17 protein-coding genes are annotated in these 16,934 nt (G+C 71.8%); 12 read left to right on the forward strand and 5 right to left on the reverse strand.

What is annotated here, in order from left to right; all coding sequences use genetic code 11:
* Nucleotides 1-32: 32 nt before the first annotated feature.
* From ETD85_RS25725 to ETD85_RS25735, 3 genes are all read right to left on the reverse strand, one after another.
* Nucleotides 33-1,409, reverse strand: coding sequence for a sialidase family protein (locus tag ETD85_RS25725; RefSeq protein ID WP_138692354.1), 1,377 nt, complete (start codon nt 1,407-1,409; stop codon nt 33-35).
* A gap of 230 nt (nt 1,410-1,639) precedes the next feature.
* On the reverse strand, nt 1,640-2,758 hold the full coding sequence (locus tag ETD85_RS25730) for a globin domain-containing protein (RefSeq protein WP_138692355.1): 1,119 nt from the start codon (nt 2,756-2,758) through the stop codon (nt 1,640-1,642).
* Nucleotides 2,759-3,044: 286 nt separating this feature from the next.
* Complete coding sequence (locus tag ETD85_RS25735) at nt 3,045-3,404, reverse strand: winged helix-turn-helix transcriptional regulator (RefSeq protein WP_138692356.1); 360 nt, start codon at nt 3,402-3,404, stop codon at nt 3,045-3,047.
* Nucleotides 3,405-3,468: 64 nt separating this feature from the next.
* Between ETD85_RS25735 and ETD85_RS25740 the strand changes: the two genes are divergently transcribed.
* The 5 genes from ETD85_RS25740 (at nt 3,469) to ETD85_RS25760 (ending at nt 7,198) form a co-directional block, all read left to right on the forward strand.
* Nucleotides 3,469-4,239, forward strand: a complete 771-nt coding sequence (locus ETD85_RS25740; protein ID WP_138692357.1) for a DsbA family oxidoreductase — start codon at nt 3,469-3,471, stop codon at nt 4,237-4,239.
* Between the two features lie 50 nt (nt 4,240-4,289).
* Nucleotides 4,290-4,586, forward strand: coding sequence for a hypothetical protein (locus tag ETD85_RS25745; protein WP_138692358.1), 297 nt, complete (start codon nt 4,290-4,292; stop codon nt 4,584-4,586).
* A gap of 183 nt (nt 4,587-4,769) precedes the next feature.
* Entirely contained in the window at nt 4,770-5,477 is a 708-nt protein-coding gene (locus ETD85_RS25750) for a gamma-glutamyl-gamma-aminobutyrate hydrolase family protein (protein ID WP_138692359.1), read from the forward strand.
* A gap of 9 nt (nt 5,478-5,486) precedes the next feature.
* The gene (locus ETD85_RS25755) at nt 5,487-6,401 is read left to right on the forward strand and encodes an alpha/beta hydrolase (RefSeq protein ID WP_138692360.1); all 915 of its coding nucleotides are present in this window, start codon (nt 5,487-5,489) and stop codon (nt 6,399-6,401) included.
* A complete protein-coding gene (locus ETD85_RS25760; RefSeq protein WP_240779412.1) occupies nt 6,398-7,198 on the forward strand; it encodes an enoyl-CoA hydratase/isomerase family protein in 801 nt (266 codons plus the stop codon). The genes ETD85_RS25755 and ETD85_RS25760 overlap by 4 nt, the downstream gene beginning before the upstream one ends.
* Nucleotides 7,199-7,437: 239 nt before the next feature.
* On the opposite strand, the gene ETD85_RS25765 is transcribed toward ETD85_RS25760, so the two are convergent.
* The gene (locus ETD85_RS25765; protein WP_138692361.1) at nt 7,438-8,619 is read right to left on the reverse strand and encodes an acyl-CoA dehydrogenase family protein; all 1,182 of its coding nucleotides are present in this window, start codon (nt 8,617-8,619) and stop codon (nt 7,438-7,440) included.
* A gap of 26 nt (nt 8,620-8,645) precedes the next feature.
* Nucleotides 8,646-9,236, reverse strand: a complete 591-nt coding sequence (locus tag ETD85_RS25770) for a class I SAM-dependent methyltransferase (protein WP_138692362.1) — start codon at nt 9,234-9,236, stop codon at nt 8,646-8,648.
* A 130-nt stretch (nt 9,237-9,366) separates the two neighbouring features.
* Here ETD85_RS25770 and ETD85_RS25775 point away from each other — a divergent pair, with 130 nt between their 5' ends.
* The 7 genes from ETD85_RS25775 to ETD85_RS25805 all read left to right on the forward strand — a co-directional run bounded on the left by ETD85_RS25775 (nt 9,367) and on the right by ETD85_RS25805 (nt 16,902).
* Nucleotides 9,367-10,971: a sensor histidine kinase gene (locus ETD85_RS25775; protein ID WP_240779413.1), complete on the forward strand. Its 1,605-nt coding sequence runs from the start codon at nt 9,367-9,369 to the stop codon at nt 10,969-10,971.
* The gene (locus ETD85_RS25780) at nt 10,968-11,645 is read left to right on the forward strand and encodes a response regulator (RefSeq protein ID WP_138692363.1); all 678 of its coding nucleotides are present in this window, start codon (nt 10,968-10,970) and stop codon (nt 11,643-11,645) included. The genes ETD85_RS25775 and ETD85_RS25780 overlap by 4 nt, the downstream gene beginning before the upstream one ends.
* Before the next feature lie 163 nt (nt 11,646-11,808).
* A complete protein-coding gene (locus ETD85_RS25785; RefSeq protein ID WP_240779414.1) occupies nt 11,809-12,225 on the forward strand; it encodes a hypothetical protein in 417 nt (138 codons plus the stop codon).
* A gap of 10 nt (nt 12,226-12,235) precedes the next feature.
* A complete protein-coding gene (locus tag ETD85_RS25790) occupies nt 12,236-12,829 on the forward strand; it encodes a phosphoribosylanthranilate isomerase (RefSeq protein ID WP_138692364.1) in 594 nt (197 codons plus the stop codon).
* A gap of 190 nt (nt 12,830-13,019) precedes the next feature.
* Nucleotides 13,020-13,601 carry a cardiolipin synthase ClsA gene (gene clsA, locus ETD85_RS25795; RefSeq protein ID WP_138692365.1) on the forward strand — a complete coding sequence of 194 codons (582 nt, stop codon included), beginning with the start codon at nt 13,020-13,022 and terminating at the stop codon, nt 13,599-13,601.
* A gap of 4 nt (nt 13,602-13,605) precedes the next feature.
* On the forward strand, nt 13,606-16,110 hold the full coding sequence (locus tag ETD85_RS25800) for a mannose-1-phosphate guanyltransferase (protein WP_138692366.1): 2,505 nt from the start codon (nt 13,606-13,608) through the stop codon (nt 16,108-16,110).
* A 279-nt stretch (nt 16,111-16,389) separates the two neighbouring features.
* Nucleotides 16,390-16,902, forward strand: a complete 513-nt coding sequence (locus ETD85_RS25805) for an FHA domain-containing protein (RefSeq protein WP_138692367.1) — start codon at nt 16,390-16,392, stop codon at nt 16,900-16,902.
* Nucleotides 16,903-16,934 lie beyond the last annotated feature (32 nt).

Below are 16,934 nucleotides of genomic sequence, written 5' to 3' on the forward strand. Positions count from 1 at the left end.
TCTGAACCGCCGCCTGCCCCCGGTCAGGCGGGTCAGCGGGACGTCGGCGGGAGGGTGGGCACGGCCTCGCCGGTCGCGACGGGCGCCTCGATCGCCAGCGGCGTGGGCCCGCCTCCCGCGATCGGCAGCCCGCCGGCGACCGTGTACGTCCGCAGGTCGAGGGCCCCGCCCGACGGGGCCGACGCGGCCGTGAACACCGGGAAGGCGTTGCCGCCCGGCACGACGGAGGTGGAGACGTGGTCGCCGGCCATCCGGCCCTGACCGGTGTTCGCCAGCCAGTCCAGCGCCATCGGGCCCTGTAATTGGGTGGGCGCGGCCCAGCCCCTGCCGCCGTCGGCCGAAGAGGTGTAGCCGACCGTGAGCCGGCAGGTCGCGGCCGTGCAGCGGGCGTCCGGGTAGCGGTAGTAGGTGACGGCGAGCCTGGCCGTCCCGCCCGAGGTGGCGCGGTCGGTCCCGAGACCGGGGATGAAGTGGTCGCCGCCGTCGCCCGTGACCCGGCGGACGTGGCTCCACGCGGCCCCGGTGGCCGACTTGCTCAGCACGATGTCGTTGCCCGCGCAGCCGATCTGGAAGCGGCAGTCCTGCCAGACGACGTACACGGTGCCGGAGGCGTCCGTCTCCGCCGATGGCAGCGGCGAGGCGCGCAGCCCGCCCGCCACGGTGTGCCGCTCCACGAGCGACACGAGCACGTCCGCGCCCCAGGTGGCGCCGCCGTCGCGCGAGCGGAAGGCGCGGATCTCGTTGCCGTTGCCCAGGTAGGGGACCACCACGACGCCGTCGGGCCGCACCACCGGCTGCCCGCCCAGACCGGCGGCGGGGGTGCCGGCCACGGCCCAGGTCAGGCCGCCGTCGGAGGAGACGGCCAGCTTGATCGCGTTGTCCGCCGCGTGGTCGTCGAAGGCCGTGTAGCAGCGGCCGTAGAACGGGCTGGCCGGGGTGTTGTCGCAGGAGATCCAGCTCTTGTCCAGGTCGCCCCCGGCGGCGGTCGTGACCGGGGCGCCCCAGGTCAGGCCGCCGTCGGTGGAGCGGCTGGTGAGCACAGCCGCCCCGGCGAGCCCGCCCGCGTCCGTGAGCGCCAGCGAGGAGATCAGCCAGACGCCGTGCCGGACGTCGTACGCCACAGACGGGTCGCTGACCCGCTGGTACGGCCCGCCGCCGAAGGTCGTGATGCCGGGCAGGACGCCCTTCGCCCAGGAGGCGCCGCCGTCGCCGGAGGTGGCGAACGCGATGCCGGACGCCCCTCCGTCGAAGAAGCGGCCGGCCTGCTGCGCGACCACGATGGTCGAGCCCGACTGGTGGCTGTCGGGGCCGGTCTGCGTGCCGTGCTGGCTGGTGGCGTTCGCGTACGGATCGGCCCCGATCTCGGTCAGCGGGATGCTCGCCGACGCGGGGGAGGTGAGCATGAGCACAGTCGCGACAGTGACGGCCGGAACGGTCAGGAGTCCGCCGATTCCTCGGCGCCTGGCGGGTGATGGCACGGTTCACCTCATTTGGCGGGTCAGATTCCAGATCGCACGTCTGACCCGCCCTGTCAACCTCCTGATCACAAGACGGACGTCCCGGCCGGGTCAATCCACCGTGTGCCGGCCCCGCCGCCAGGGTCCGGCCATGACCCCGTGCGGGCGTTCTCAGCGAGAGGTCAGCGCTCCGCCTGGACGATGTCCCGGTGGATCCGGGAGAGGGGGACGCCGTCGATCTGCAGGCGGCGTACGGTCTCGTTGACCATGGAGGGCGGGCCGCACACGTACACCTCGTGCTCGGCCCAGGAGTGGAAGCGCTGCGTGACCTCGGGCAGGTGGCCGCGCATCCCGTCGTAGGAGGGCTGGTCCGACACCACGGGCAGCACGCGCAGCCACGGGAACGACGACTCCATCTTGATCAGGTCGGGCAGGTCGTAGAGCTCGTCGGCCGTGCGGGCGCCGTACAGCAGGTGGATGTTGGGGCGGCGGCCCGAGGCGATGACGGACTCGATGATCGCCTTCAGCGGCGCCAGCCCGGTGCCGCCCGCCACGCACAGGATGTCGCGCATGCTGCTCTCGCGCAGCGCCATCGTGCCCATGGGCGGCCCGAGCATGAGCGTGTCGCCGATGCGCGTGTGCCTGATCAGCGTGGTCGACACCCAGCCGCCGGGCACCGAGCGCACGTGCAGCCTGATCGTGTTGTCGGGGCGCGGCGCGTTCGCGATCGAGAACGTCCGCCAGACGCGCGGCCAGCGCGAGGTCTGCACGTTGACGTACTGGCCGGGCGTGTACGGCAGCCGCTGCGTGGGCCGCAGCGTGAGCACCGCGATGTCGCGATGGCGCTGCTCGTGGTCCACGACCTCGGCCAGCCACCACGCGGGCGAGACCCCCGAGTCCGACTCCGCCGACTCGATCATGAGATTGGCCGCCGCCGTGTACGCGGCCACCCAGGCCGCCTCGATCTCGTGGTTCCAGATGTCGGCGGCGAAACAGCGGATGGTGGCCAGCAGGGCGTTGCCCACGGCCGTGTAGTGCTCCGCGAGCACGCCGTACTTGCGGTGGTCCCTGCCCAGCTGGCCCAGGAAGGCCGCGAGGCTGTCCGGGCTGTCCAGGCTCCACACGATCCGGGTCAACGCGCTGAACAGTCGGTCACGCTGGACGTCCATGGCGGGCGGGAACATGCCTCGCAGGTACGGGCTCTCAGCGAACAACCGGCCGTAGAAGTAGGCCGTGGCCTTGTCGGCCACCGGCTCGACCACGGCGAAACTCTCTTTTACCAGGCGCGGATTCAACGACATATACCCAACCCCACCTATTGACCGGAAAAGAAATCCGGTCGTGCCGTTCACCTCCCTGACGGTTCCGGGTAGTGAACGCGCGGTGAGCCCCGGCACATCCGACGCGTTCAAAAATGAGTGTTACACCGCCGATGACGTGTCACAACCGTTTCACCCCAATAAGGTGCGAAGCGAAACAAGCGGTAGCCGATCTGTGATTCTCCGCAATCAGCGCCGACTGTTTTTCCGACCGTGAATGCGAATGTAAGTCATATTCGCTTTCAATTCATCAGTCCTCGGGTCCGGGTCAGCCGCGCCCGTCATATTTCTCCTGGGCGGCCAGGATGTCGGGGGCCGAACGCGCGATCCAGTCGACCAGCCCGCGCAGGTGCGTCACGGCCTCCTGGCCGAGCGGGGTGAGGGAGTAGGTCACCCTGGGTGGGGTCGTGGGCTCGACGAACCGGTCGAGCAGCCCGTCCCTGCCCAGCACCCGCAGCGTCTGCGACAGCATCTTCTCGCTGATGCCGCCGATCGTGTCGCGCAGGAGGTGGAAGCGCAGCGGGCCGTCCTTGAGCGCCACCAGCACCAGCACCCCCCACCGGCTGGTGAGGTGATCGAGCACCTCGCGCCCGGGGCAGGCGCTGTCGAAGAGATCTTTGGCGTCCACACCAGGAGCTTACCTACAGGTACGTACTTACGAAAGGTAAGCTGCCTCTCGTAATCTCCCTGATATGAGCACATTGACCGTTGACATCTGGTCCGACCTCGTCTGCCCGTGGTGCTACATCGGCAAGCGCCGCTTCGAGACCGCTCTGGCCGGCTTCGAGCGGCGGGCGGACGTACGGGTGCGGTGGCACAGCTTCGAGCTCGACCCGGACGGCAGCCCCCACCCGGGGCTCACCCTCCCCGAGCGCAGCCGGCGCGCCCTCGGCGGCACCCGGGCCGACACCGACCGGCGCATGGCGGCCGTCACCGAGCTGGCCGCCCAGGAGGGCCTCACCTACCGGCTGGACCGGGCCAGGGCGGTGAACAGCTTCGACGCCCACCGCCTCATGCACTACGCCGAGCGCATGGGCAGGGGCGAGGAGGTGCGCGAGCGGCTGATGCGGGCCTACACGGCCGACGGGGCGATCCTGACCGACCCCGCCACCCTGGTCGCCATCGCCGCGGACGGGGGCCTGGACCCGGCGGCCACGCGCGAGATGCTGCTGAGCGGCGACTTCGGCGAGGCCGTCAGGGCCGACGAGCGGCGGGCCCGCGAGCTGGGCCTCTCGGGGGTGCCGTCGTTCGTCTTCGGGGAGCGGTACGCGGTCTCGGGCGCCCAGCCGGCCGAGGTCTTCGCCCAGGTGCTCGACCGGGCCTGGCGGGAGTCCGCCGAGTCCGCCGAGTCCGCCGGGGGCGCCGAGTCCGCCGGGGGCGCTGCGGCGCAGGATGCCGAAGCCGGGGAGACCGGGGGCGCCGCGGCCGGCGACGGGGTGTGCGCCGTGGACAGGTCCTGCTGAAACCGTTGCGGACCGTTCCCTCCCGGGCGGGGCGGGCGTACCATCCGGCCATGGCAGTCCTCCATCCCCGGCGGGTGGCGTGGGAGGGCGCCCGGGTCTTCGTCTTCGCCGCGAACACGGACGCCTACTGGTGGCTCAGCGACACGCTCGGGCACCACCTGGGGATCCTGTACCAGTCACGGCTGCGCGACACGCGGCTGCGCCTGCAGGCCGCTCAGGAGTCCGAGGCGCTCTACGCCGAGACCGGCGCCTGGCGGGCGCGGCTGGACGATCTCCTCGACGACCACCCGGCGACCGCGTCCGTCCTGACCCGGTTGATCACCGAGACCTCCGCCCGCCTGCCCTGACGAAAGGGGCTCCCACCTGCCGCGATCACCGCGTACTCCGGGTCCACGGCAGGAGAGGATCTTGGGGAGAGGTGACATATCGGAAAGAGTGTGCGCCATGATGGGGCGTGTGGCCATCACGCCGGAGGCACTTTCCGGCGCGACGATGGCGGCACGAACTCCACCATGCCCCCTGGAGATCGCATGTCCCGACCGCTGATCGGTATCACCGCCTACTTCGAGGCCGCCCGCTGGAGTGACTGGGTGCGCGAGGCCGTTCTGTCCCCTCCCTCCTACGCCAAGGCGGTCGACCGGGCGGGGGGTGCGCCCGTGGTGCTGCCGCCGCTCGGCCTGCACGCCATCGAGGACTACGTACAGGGCCTGCGGGGCCTGGTCCTGGCGGGCGGCGTCGAGCTGGCCGCGAGCACCTACGGCGGCGAGGAGGACGAGCGGGTGCCCGAGGCGCAGGCGCACCGCGACCGCTTCGAGCTGGCCCTGGCCAGGGCCGCGGTCCGGGCCGACGTGCCGATCCTGGCCATCGCCAGGGGCATGCACGTGCTCAACGTCGCCCAGGGCGGCACGCTGATCCCGTGGCTGCCCGAGGTCCTCGACAGCGAGCGGCACGGCGAGCGGGCCAGCGAGCGCACGGGCGAGCCCGGCGCGGCCCACACCATCCAGGTCAGCGTGTCCAGCAAGCTCGGCAAGGCCGTCGGCGACCGGATCGAGGTGACCGCGCCGCACCACCAGTCCGTCCGGCGGCTCGGCAGCGGCCTGCTGGCCGTGGCGTGGGCGGAGGACCAGATCGTCGAGGGCATCGAGCTGCAGGGGCACCGGTTCGGCGTGGGCGTGCAGTGGCATCCGGAGCGAGGCGACGGCCGGCTCTTCGATGCGTTCATCGAGGCGGCCCGCTAGGCTGCGATCATGCCGCTGCACCCCCAGGCGCGGGATTACGTCGCCCGCTACCCGTCGGATCTCAACGCGGACCTGGCCACGCTCGGTCCGGCCGAGATCCAGGAGATGCGCGCGCAGGACGGCCTGGCCGCCCACCGGGGGCCGCACACCAAGCTGCCCTTCGTCCGCGACGAGCTGGCCGAGGGCGTGCCGATCCGCATCTACCGCGCCGACCCCGGCGACGGCCGGCTGCCCGTGGTGGTCTACTTCCACGGCGGCGGCTGGGTCTTCGGCAGCGTCAGGCGCAACGACGCGGCCGGCCGCGACCTGGCCATCCGCACCGGCGCGGTGGTGGTGTCGGTCGACTACCGGCTGGCCCCCGAGCATCCGTTCCCGGCCGCCGCCGACGACGCCTGGACCGTCGTGCGCGACATCTTCGCCCGCCCGGCCTTCTACCAGAGCGACGGCAGCGTGGCCGTCGTCGGCGACAGCGCCGGCGGCAACCTGGCCGCCGTCGCCGCCTGGCAGGCCCGCGACGCCGGGCTGCGGCTGGCGCACCAGGTGCTCGTCTACCCGGTGCTCGACGTGGCGATGGACACGCCGAGCTACCAGGAGTTCGCCAAGGGCTTCGGGCTGGACGCCGCGGAGATGGCGTGGTTCGCCCGGCAGTACGCCGCGGGCGCCGACCCGGCCGACCCGCGGCTGTCGCCGCTGCGGCTGCCCGACGTCTCCGGCCTGGCGCCCGCGACCGTCGTGACCGCCGAGTGCGACGTGCTCAGGGACGAGGGCGAGCGGTACGCCCACCGCCTGGCGGAGGCGGGCGTGCCGGCCGAGATCCGCAGGTTCGAAGGGGCGGTGCACTCGTTCTTCGTCCTGCCGGGCCTGTTCGACCAGGCGGTCGAGGCCCGCGACTACATTGCGGGCCGGCTGCGGGAGTCGCTGTGACCAACTCTGTGATCTACGACGCCTACGACAAGCTCAAGCTCGACACCCCGGCCGAGGGCGTGCTGAGGATCACGATCAGCGAGCCCGGCCGGCTCAACGCCGTCGACGCGGCCGCCCACCGCGAGCTGGGCGAGATCTGGCGCGACGCCGACCGCGACGACGCCGTCCGGGCCATCGTCGTCAGAGGAGAGGGCCGCGCGTTCTCGGCCGGCGGCGACCTGTCCATGATCGAGGAGATGACCCGCGACCACGCCACCAGGCTGCGCGTGTTCGCCGAGGCCCGCGACATCGTCTACAACGTACTCAACTGCTCCAAGCCGATCGTCTCCGCCGTCCAGGGCCCGGCCGTGGGGGCGGGGCTCGCGGTCGCGCTCCTGGCCGACATCTCCGTCGCCGGACGCACCGCGCGGATCATCGACGGGCACACCCGGCTCGGCGTCGCGGCCGGCGACCACGCCGCGATCGTCTGGCCGCTGCTGTGCGGCCTGGCCAAGGCCAAATACCACCTCCTGCTGTGCGAGCCGGTCACCGGCGAGCAGGCCGAGCGGATGGGCCTGGTCAGCCTGTGCGTCGACGACGACCAGGTGCACGACAAGGCCATGGAGATCGCCGTCAGGCTGGCCGGAGGCGCGCAGGAGGCGATCAGGCTCACGAAATACTCGCTGAACAACTGGCTGCGCCTGGCGGGGCCCTCGTTCGACGCCTCGCTGGCCATGGAGTTCCTCGGTTTCACCGGCCCGGACGTGACCGAGGGCGTACGCGCCCTGCGGGAGAAGCGGCCGCCGTCGTTCGGCTGAGGCCGGGGAGACGATCAGCCGGGAAGACGATCAGGACGAGCGGGTGTGCTTCCCCCGCGCTCGGGTAGCGGCGAAAGTGCAGACGACGTGGCCGGCACACCGGCCGTGCCGGCACCGAGGCCAGTCCGCCGAGGCCGAGAACGCCGCTCCGGGGGACGAAGCAGAGGCACTCACCGCCCGGCGCGTCCGGCGTCCGGTTCACCGGCAGCAGAGGAGGAGATCATTTTCCCCCGATGCGGTCAGAAGCTGCGCGGCAGCCCCAGCACCTGGGTCGCGAGGTAGTTGAGCAGGAGCTCCTCGGTCACAGGTGCGACCTTTCCGATACGGGCGTCGGTCAGCAGCCTGGCCACCGGATACTCCAGCGAGTACGCCATCCCGCCATGCGTCTGGAACGCGGCGTCGGCCGCCTCCCAGGCCGCCTGCGCTGCGGTCAGCTTGGCGATGTTGGCCTCGGTGCCGCACGGCAGGCGGCGGTCGAAGGACCAGGCGGCCTTGTAGAGCATCAGGCGGGCCAGCTCGATCTTGGCCTTGACCTGGGCCAGCGGGAAGGCGATGGCCTGGTTGGCGCCGATCGGGCGGCCGAACACCTCGCGTTCCTTGGCGTAGGAGACGGCCACCCGCAGCGCCACCTCGGCCGCGCCCAGCCCGGAGGCGGCCAGCAGGATCCGCTCGGGATTGAGGATGTCCCAGAGCACGGCCGCGCCCTTGTCCACCTCGCCGACCACGTTCGCGGCGGGCACCCGCACGTCGTCGAAGAACACCATGTTCGACGGCGTGGTGTTCGCGCCGAGCTTGGGGATCGGCCGGTAGGTCAGCGTGCCCGCGGCCACCGCCTCGGGCACGTTGACCAGGAGCACCGTCAGGCCGGCGGTGCGCGAGGCGGCCTCGGCCGCCGGGACCGTCCTGGTCACCAGCAGCATCCAGGTGGCCCGCTGCACGCCGGTGATCCAGATCTTCTGTCCCTTGACGACGTAGTCGCCGCCGTCTCGCCTGGCGGAGGTGGTGATCGCCAGCGCGTCGGAGCCGGCGTCCGGCTCGGTCAGCGCGAAGCAGGTCTCGATCTCGCCGGTGGCCAGCCGGGGCAGCAGGTCGGCCCGCTGCCCGTCGGTGCCGTGCCGGGCGATGGTGAGGGCGCCGAAGCCGGGCGTCAGCACGTACGTGAACGCCGAGCCGCCCGCCGCCCCCGACGCCGACAGCGTCTCCGTGGCGACCGCGAGCTCCAGCAGCCCCTGACCGCCGCCGCCGTATTCCTCGGGCACCGCCAGCCCCAGCCAGCCGCCCTTGGCCAGCTCTTCCCAGACCTCCTCAGGCCACCGCTTGCCGCTCTCGCAGCGTTGCCAGTAGTCCAGGTCGTAGCGGGAACAGATGTCGCCGATGCCACGCTGGACGGCCAGGGCGCTCTCAGGAAGGGTGAAATCCATCACACCATCGTAGAATGATGTTCGGTTCAGGGTCGAGGTCTCCGCGCGTGGAACACGAAGGCCGGGGGTGTGTTGCGCCACACCGTACGCCCGCGCACGACTTCCTCGAAGCGCTCGGCCAGCAGGTCGCGGAAGCGCCGCGCCGAGCTGAGCGGGATCGCGTGAATGTAGGAGAAGGTGGTGAACGCCGCCACCGGGCTCATCGCGGACGTCACCGCCGCCAGCAGGTCCTGCTGGAGCTCCAGCGGGAACGCCGCCCACGGCAGCCCGCTCACCACCACATCCGCCTGCCGCAGCCCCCGCTCGCCGAGCAGCTCGCCCACCCGAGCCGCGTCGCCGTGCACCACGTCCACGTCGGGGAAGCGGTCGGCCAGCCGCTGCGCCAACGGCTCGTTGAGCTCCACGGCCAGGTGGTGGCCACGACCGGCCAGCCGCTGCTGGATCTCAACGGTGAAGGAGCCCGTTCCGGGCCCGAGCTCGACCACTGTCGGCTCGCCGCGCTCGGGGATCGGCGTGCAGACGGCCGAGGCGAGCTGTCTCGAGCTCGGGGCGACGGCGCCGATGCTGGCGGGGGCGCGCAGGAACTGACCGAGGAACAGTGCGGTGTCGTTGGACATGACACGAATCTAAAGGGAAGATCCGGCTGAAGCGCTCCCCCTCAAGGACGGACCTCGCGGCCAGTAGGAGGAGGCGGGGTCCTCCGCACGGAGGATCAGCTCCCGCACGCTGGGCGGATACCGTGTGTCCATGCGTTGGCGCGGTGTGCCGCTGGATGTCCTGCTCGCGGTCTCAGGTGTGGGCCTCGACCTGCTCACCACGTGGCACGCGGGCGACACCGCCTACCTGCCGGCCGAGATGAACATCCCGATGGCGCTGCTGGCCGGCCTGCCCATGGGCCTGGTCAGGCGCTGGCCGGTGCCGGTCACCCTCTACCTGGCCGTCCTGCTGTTCGTCACCGACCAGCTCGAGTCCTTCACCTCCAACACCGCGCAGATCCTCATCTGCGTGGCGATCGGCGTGGCCGGCTACCGCTCCGGCTGGCGGGCCACCCTCCTGGCCGCGGTGCCCGCGATCCTCGCCACCGCGTTCAACATGGCCGACCCCGGCATCGCGCTCAACAGCAACATGTGGATGTACTCCGTACTGCTGCCGGTCTTCCCGGCCATGCTGGGGGCCTACCTGAGAGGCTCCGCCGAGCGGCTGGAGGAGCGGGACGTCACCCCCGACGCGCTGCTGGCGGCCGGCGGGGTGGCGATCACCGTGCTCAGCACGTGGACGTCCTGGCACTCCGGCCCGCAGCCCGTCTGGGTGGTCGGCCTGCTCGCCGTGGTGGGCGGCCTGTCGCTGGGCGTGGCCAGGCGGCTGCCGGGGCTCGTCTTCCTGCTGCAGGGCGTGCTGCTCGTCTCGGCCGACACCTATCTGAACGTCGCCGTCAACACCTGCGTCATCCTCACCCTCATCGCGATCGGCGTGTTCGCCATGCGCGTGAGCTCCTGGGCCTGGATGACCGTCGCCTACGCCGCGGGCTGCCTGCTGACCGCGATCGCCGTCGTCGCCGACGGCACCGACGTCACCCCGTTCCGCGTCGGCGTGCTGATGACGCTGGTGGCCACGCCGATCGCCATCGGCCGCTACCTGGGCGCCCGCCAGTCCGCCGCCGCCGCCGAGCGGCTGCGCGCGGAGGAGTCCGCCAAGGCGGCGCTGGCGCAGGTCCGCGCCGACCAGCTCGCCGAGCGCGAGCGCATCGCCCGCGACGTGCACGACATCGTGGCCCACCACGTCGGCGCCATGGTGCTGCGGGCCAGCGCCGCCCGCTACACCGCCCCGGACGGCCCCGTGGCCGACGCGCTCAGCGACATCCGCGAGACCGGGCACCAGGTGCTGCAGGACCTGCGCGACCTGCTCGACCTGCTGCGCGACCCGGACAAGCAGCCCGACCTGCTGGCCAACCCCGCCGACGTGGTGCGCGAGTCCGCCGAGCGGATGGCCGCCGCCGGGCTCGTGGTGGACCTCGACCTCGACCCGGCCACCGACCACGCCCCGCTGATCGCCCGGGCCTCCGCCGCCCGCATCGTCCAGGAAGGACTCACCAACGTGCTCAAACACGCCGGCCCCGGCACCCGGGTCCGCGTCGCCGTCACCCCGTCGCGAGAGGGGCTGAACGTGGAGATCCAGAACGGCCGCCCGCCCACCGCCATCGAACGCCTGCCCTCCTCGGGGCGCGGCCTGGCGGGCATGCGCGAGCGCGTCCGCGCCGTCGGCGGCACCCTCAGCGCCGGTCCCGACGGCGAAGGCGGCTGGCTGCTGGCCGCGAGCCTGCCCGCGCGCCTGACCCCGGGCAGCGCCGCGTGATCCGCGTGCTGGTGGCCGACGACCAGGCGCTCGTACGCGCGGGCGTGCGCATGCTGCTGCAGGCCACCGGCGACATGGAGGTCGTGGGCGAGGCCGAGGACGGCGCGGAGGCCGTACGCCTGGCCGAGCGCCACCTGCCCGACGTGATCCTCATGGACTTGCGGATGCCCAGGGTCGACGGCCTGGAGGCGATCAAGCGGGTGCTCGCGGCCCGGCCGGGGTCCAGGATCGTGGTGCTGACCACGTTCGCCGAGGACGGCAACGTCTACGCGGCCCTGCGCGCTGGGGCCGTCGGCTTCCTGGTGAAGGACGACGAGCCGGAACGCATGGTGGACGCCGTGCGCCGGGCGGCGGCGGGGGAGCAGCTCCTGGCGCCCTCCGTGCTGCGCAGGGTCGTCGAGCGCTTCCTGGACGCCGAGGAGCGGGCCGCGCCGCCCGCCACCCCCATGGGGCTGACCGAGCGCGAGCTGGAGGTGCTGGCCCTGGTGGGCACCGGCCTGTCGAACGCCGAGATCGCCGAGGAGCTGCACGTGGGCGTCACGACGGTCAAGACCCACATCGCCGCCGCCATGGACAAGCTGGGGCTGCGCAACCGCATCCAGGCCGCCGTGGTGGCCCACCGCAGCGGCCTCGTGGACGCCTCCTTCCGCCCGGTACGCCCCCCACGCGCCTGACCCCGCCGGGCCGGGCTCCCGCGCCCGCCGAGCCAGGGTTCTGCGGCGCCGGGCCGGGTCCCCCAGCGGGCGGATCGGCAGGTCATCCCGCAGGCTGACGACCGCGCGCGGTCCGCGCGGCGAGCATGTGGTCCTTCCGACGAAGAAAGGACCACTGGTCATCATGCGGGAAACCGTCGTCATGCCCCAGCCCGCGAAGCCGGGCGGCCAGGTCTCGCCCGGCCTCCTCTACAGTCTGCGCATCGTCGTGCTCGCCCAGGCGGCCGCACTGGTGGTGGCGGCCTCGTTCGCCGGCCAGGCGGTGGAGTCCGGCTCGATGGCCGAGACCCACGTGATGGCCGGCATGGTCGTCCACCTCGTGGCGCTCGTCCAGATCGTCCTGGCCGTGCTCGTCTGGCGCCCGGGCCGCGGGGCCGGCTGGCCGGCGCTCGCCAGCGCGGGACTGTTCCTGGTCGGGGCCGCCCAGCACTTCACCTGGCTGTGGCTGGGCGCGCACCTGCCCAACGGGGTGCTCCTGTTCGGCCTGATCACCGCCGTGCTGATCTGGGCCTGGTCGCCGGCGGCCGCCCGCCGCCGTTAGGGTCGGAGATGTGTATGTGAAGATCTGCGGGTTGAGCGAGCCCGAGCACGTGGCCACCGCCGTCGAGGCGGGCGCGGACGCCATCGGGTTCGTCATGACCAGGAGCCCCCGCCGGGTGACGCCCGAGCGGGCGGCGGAGCTGGCCGCGCTGGTCCCCGAGCACGTGCTGACCGTCGGGGTGTTCCGCGGGGAGGACCCCGAGACGGTGCGGGCCGCGGCGCTGGTGTCCGGGGTGCGGGCCGTCCAGCTCCACGGCAAGCATCCGCACGGCGACTTCACGGCGCTCAAGGACCTCGGCCGCTCGCTGGTCAGGGCCGTGGACGCGGCGGCCGACCTGCGGTGCGGGGCCTTCGACGAGGACCTGCTCATCGTCGACGCGCCCCACGCGGGCTCGGGGCAGCCGTGGGACTGGGCGGCCGTCCGCGGCCGCCCGTCGGGCCGCTGGATGCTGGCGGGGGGCCTCGACCCGGCCAACGTGGCCGAGGCCGTCGCGGCCGCCGCCCCGTGGGGGGTCGATGTGTCCAGCGGCGTGGAGACCGCGCCGGGCGTCAAGGACTCGGCGCTCATCACCGCCTTCCTGACCGCCGCCCGCCGCGCCGCCTGACCCCGCCGCGCCGCCTGGCCACGTCGCCGAGGCCCGGCCCGGTGCCCGCTCTCGCCCGCCTGATTCGCCGCTCAGGCGGGCCCGTTCCGCCTCGCTCCGGGGGCCGCCGTGCCGCGGGTGAGAAGCGCCTGGAACAGAGAGCCACAGGCGGGACCGCTGCGTTGCAGTTCCACGCAGTAGGGTCTCCTGCGTGAGCGAAACTTCCGCCGAGGACCGGATCTGGACGGTTCCCAACCTGCTGAGCTTCCTGCGCCTCCTGGGCGTCCCCGTGTTCCTCTGGCTGGTTCTCGGGCCCAAGGCGGACGGGTGGGCCATCGGGGTCCTCGCGGTGGCCGGCTTCACCGACTGGCTCGACGGAAAGATCGCCAGAGCGTTCAACCAGACCAGCAAGCTCGGCCGGATCATCGACCCCGCCGCCGACAAGCTCTACGTCTTCGCCACCATCCTGGCGCTCCTGCTGCGCGACGTCATCCCGTGGTGGCTGGTCGCCGTCATCGTGGGCCGCGAGCTCTTCGTCGCGTGTTCTTTTCCCGTACTTCGCAAACACGGCTACAAGGCACTTCAAGTGCATTTTCTGGGCAAGGCCGCCATGTTCAACCTCATGTACGCCTTCCCTCTCCTCTTCCTTGCCTCCCACACTGGGTGGTATGCCGATATAGCCCGAATTGTCGGGTGGGCGTTCGCGCTTTGGGGAACGGGCCTGTACTGGTGGGCGGGGGTGCTGTATGTGGTACAGGTGCGCCAACTCGTAACCTCGGCGAAAAAGGAGTGATCGGGTGAAGGCGGTCGTCATGGCAGGCGGGGAGGGCACTCGGCTGCGTCCGATGACCGCCAACCAGCCCAAACCTTTGCTCCCCGTGGTCAACCGCCCGATCATGGAGCACGTGCTCCGCCTGCTCAAGCGGCACGGCGTCACCGAGACGGTGGTCACGCTCCAGTTCCTGGCCGCGCTCGTGCGCAACTACTTCGGCGACGGCGATGAGCTGGGCATGAGCCTCCAGTACGCCACGGAGGACGTCCCGCTCGGCACCGCGGGCAGCGTCAAGAACGCCGCCGACCGCCTCCGCGACGACCGTTTCCTCGTCATCTCCGGCGACGCCCTGACGGATATCGACTTATCCGACATGATCCGTTTTCACCGTGAGAATTCGGCTCTCGTGACGATCGGCCTGAAACGCGTCCCGAACCCGCTCGAGTTCGGGATCATCATCGTGGACGACCAGGGCCGGGTGCAGCGCTTCCTGGAGAAGCCCACCTGGGGCCAGGTCTTCTCCGACACCGTCAACACCGGCATCTACGTCATGGAGCCCGAGGTCCTCGACGCCGTGGCGGCCGGCGAGCCCGTCGACTGGTCCTCGGACGTCTTCCCCGCCCTCCTCGACCGCGGCGCAGCCATCTACGGCTACGTGGCCGAGGGCTACTGGGAGGACGTCGGCACCCACGACAGCTATCTCAAGGCCCACGCCGACGCCCTGTCGGGCAAGGTCAACCTGGACATCGGCGGCTTCGAGCTCTCACCCGGCGTCTGGGTCGCCGACTCGGCCTCCGTGGACCCCGACGCCGTGCTCAAGGGCCCCCTGCTCATCGGCGAATACGCCAAGGTCGAGGCCGGCGCCGAGCTGCGCGAGTACACCGTGCTCGGCAACAACGCCGTCGTCCGCGAGGGCGCCTTCCTGCACCGCGCGATCGTCCACGACAACGTCTACCTCGGCCCCGGCGCCCACCTGCGCGGCTGCGTCATCGGCAAGAGCACCGACATCATGGCGGGCGCCCGCATCGAGGAGAACGCCGTCATCGGCGACGAATGCGTCATCGAGGCCGAGGCGTACGTCTCCAGCGGCGTCAAGGTCTACCCGTTCAAGACCATCGAGGCGGGCGCGGTCGTCAACACCAGCGTCATCTGGGAGTCGCGGGGCCAGCGCAACCTGTTCGGCCCGAGGGGCGTCAGCGGCCTGGTCAACGTCGAGATCACCGCCGAGCTGTGCGTCCGCCTGGCCAGCGCGTACGCCACCACCCTGAAGAAGGGCGACTACGTCGTCACCTCCCGGGACTGCTCCCTGGCCGCCAGGGCGCTCAAGAGGGCCGTCATCGGCGCGCTGACCGCGGGCGCCATCAACGTGCTCGACCTGGAGGCCGCCCCGCTGCCGGTGACCCGCTTCCACACCGCCAGGGAGTCGGCGGGCGGCGGCATCGCGCTGCGCACCACGCCCGGCGACCCGCAGAGCGTGGACATCGTCATCATGGACGACCGCGGCGCCGACCTGCCCCCGGCCGCCCAGCGCAAGCTGGAGCGGGTCTTCTCCCGCCAGGAGTTCCGCCGCGCCTTCCCCGGCGAGATCGCCGAGCTGCACTACCCGGCCAGGGCCATCGAGGACTACACCCACGAGCTGCTGCGCCACATCGGCGTGACCGGCGTCAAGGACATGAAGGTCGTCGTCGACTGCGCGGGCGGCACGTCCTCGCTGGTCCTGCCGACCCTGCTCGGCCGGGTCGGGGTCGAGGTGCTCACCGTCAACGCCCGGCTCGACGATGTGTCGCCCACCGAGACGCTCGCCGAGCGCCGCCGCGACCTGCAGCGCCTGTCGGAGCTGGTCAGCTCCTCCAGGGCCGCGTTCGGCGTCCGGTTCGACCCGGTCGGGGAGCGGATCGCCCTGGTGGACGAGATGGGCCAGCTCATCAACGAGGAACGCGCCCTGCTCGTCGTGCTCGACCTCGTCGCCGCCGAGCGCAGGGGCGGCCAGGTGGCCCTGCCCGTCACCACGACCAGGGTCGCCGAGCAGGTCTGCCGCTTCCACGGCGTGCAGGTGCAGTGGACCTCCACAGCGCTGGACGCCCTCACCTCCGCCGCCGCCGGCCCGGACATGATCTTCGCGGCGGACGGGCGCGGCGGCTTCGTCGTCCCGGAGTTCAGCCCGGCCATCGACGGGCTGGCCGCGTTCATGCGCCTGCTGGGGCTGGTCGCCCGCACCCGCCTGTCGCTCAGCCAGATCGACGCCAGGATCCCCGAGGTGAAGCTGCTCAAGCGGACCGTGCCCACGCCGTGGGCGGCCAAGGGGGCCGTCATGCGCTCGGTCATCGAGGCGGCCGAGGCCGAGCCCGACGGCTTCCGCATCGACACCACCGACGGGGTGCGGGTGGCCCGCGACGACGGGAGCTGGGTGCTGGTCCTGCCCGCCGCCGCCGAGCCCGTGACCGACCTGTGGGCCGAGTCCTCCGACATGGACGGCGCCCAGGCCCTGCTCGAACGCTGGGCCCGCATCGTGGAGCAGGCCGCCACGTGATCCGGTCACTGAGCGTAGCCGGACGGGCTCGCAAAAGGCTTTGCCGATGACGTGCACAGAGAGTGCCGCAAGATCGTAATGTAGAAACGCGCGGCGGCATGGACCACGGGGCGGGGGCGGCGGTAACTTTGTCTGCGTCCAAACCAAAGTCCAGCGCCCCGCCTTGACCTTTGCCGCTGATCAGCGTAAGTTGCGGCATTCGCAAACTTGAAAAAGCGAAGCGAGGCGCGTTCCCCAGCACCGTCGCCGCGTCTTCGCGGTAGGAGGCCGAGCCGATCGATGCCGAGCGTCTACTGCACGCAGTGCGGGCATGCCAACCCCGAGGATGCCCGTTTCTGTTCCCGCTGTGGGTCACCGTTGACCAGACCCGAGGTCTCCGGGGACACCACATCGACGATCTCCGTCGCGGGAATCGAGGCGTACGAGGCTGAGACAGGCGACATGCTCCTGGCCGAGCGGGCGCTGGTCGAGCAGCTGCCGCCCGGCACGGCGTTGCTCACGGTGACCAGGGGCCCCAACCAGGGCAGCCGCTTCCGGCTCGACAAGGAGCTGACCACCACCGGCCGCCATCCGGAGAGCGACATCTTCCTCGACGACATCACCGTCTCCCGGCGCCACGTCGAGTTCTACCGCCACCGCGGCGGCCAGTTCTCCGTGCGCGACGTGGGCAGCCTCAACGGCACCTACGTCAACAGGGAGCGGATCGAGGAGGTCCCTCTGCACTCTGGGGACGAGGTGCAGATCGGCAAGTTCCGCCTGGTCTTCCTGATGCGAGCCAACGCCGGCGCATGAGCGAGCGGAGCGGGCGAGCGATCGGCGCGGTC

Origin of the sequence: Nonomuraea zeae (assembly GCF_005889725.1) — a bacterium.
Classification (GTDB): Bacteria; Actinomycetota; Actinomycetes; order Streptosporangiales; family Streptosporangiaceae; genus Nonomuraea; species Nonomuraea zeae.

What these genes read in the sequence shown, in the direction of transcription:
- ETD85_RS25730 (WP_138692355.1), bottom strand. Translation starts at nt 2,758, where the DNA reads ATGTCGTTGAATCCGCGCCTGGTAAAAGAGAGTTTCGCCGTGGTCGAG.
- ETD85_RS25740 (WP_138692357.1), top strand. Translation starts at nt 3,469, where the DNA reads ATGAGCACATTGACCGTTGACATCTGGTCCGACCTCGTCTGCCCGTGG.
- ETD85_RS25745 (WP_138692358.1), top strand. Translation starts at nt 4,290, where the DNA reads ATGGCAGTCCTCCATCCCCGGCGGGTGGCGTGGGAGGGCGCCCGGGTC.
- ETD85_RS25750 (WP_138692359.1), top strand. Translation starts at nt 4,770, where the DNA reads ATGTCCCGACCGCTGATCGGTATCACCGCCTACTTCGAGGCCGCCCGC.
- ETD85_RS25755 (WP_138692360.1), top strand. Translation starts at nt 5,487, where the DNA reads ATGCCGCTGCACCCCCAGGCGCGGGATTACGTCGCCCGCTACCCGTCG.
- ETD85_RS25765 (WP_138692361.1), bottom strand. Translation starts at nt 8,619, where the DNA reads ATGGATTTCACCCTTCCTGAGAGCGCCCTGGCCGTCCAGCGTGGCATC.
- ETD85_RS25770 (WP_138692362.1), bottom strand. Translation starts at nt 9,236, where the DNA reads ATGTCCAACGACACCGCACTGTTCCTCGGTCAGTTCCTGCGCGCCCCC.
- ETD85_RS25775 (WP_240779413.1), top strand. Translation starts at nt 9,367, where the DNA reads ATGCGTTGGCGCGGTGTGCCGCTGGATGTCCTGCTCGCGGTCTCAGGT.
- ETD85_RS25785 (WP_240779414.1), top strand. Translation starts at nt 11,809, where the DNA reads ATGCGGGAAACCGTCGTCATGCCCCAGCCCGCGAAGCCGGGCGGCCAG.
- ETD85_RS25805 (WP_138692367.1), top strand. Translation starts at nt 16,390, where the DNA reads ATGCCGAGCGTCTACTGCACGCAGTGCGGGCATGCCAACCCCGAGGAT.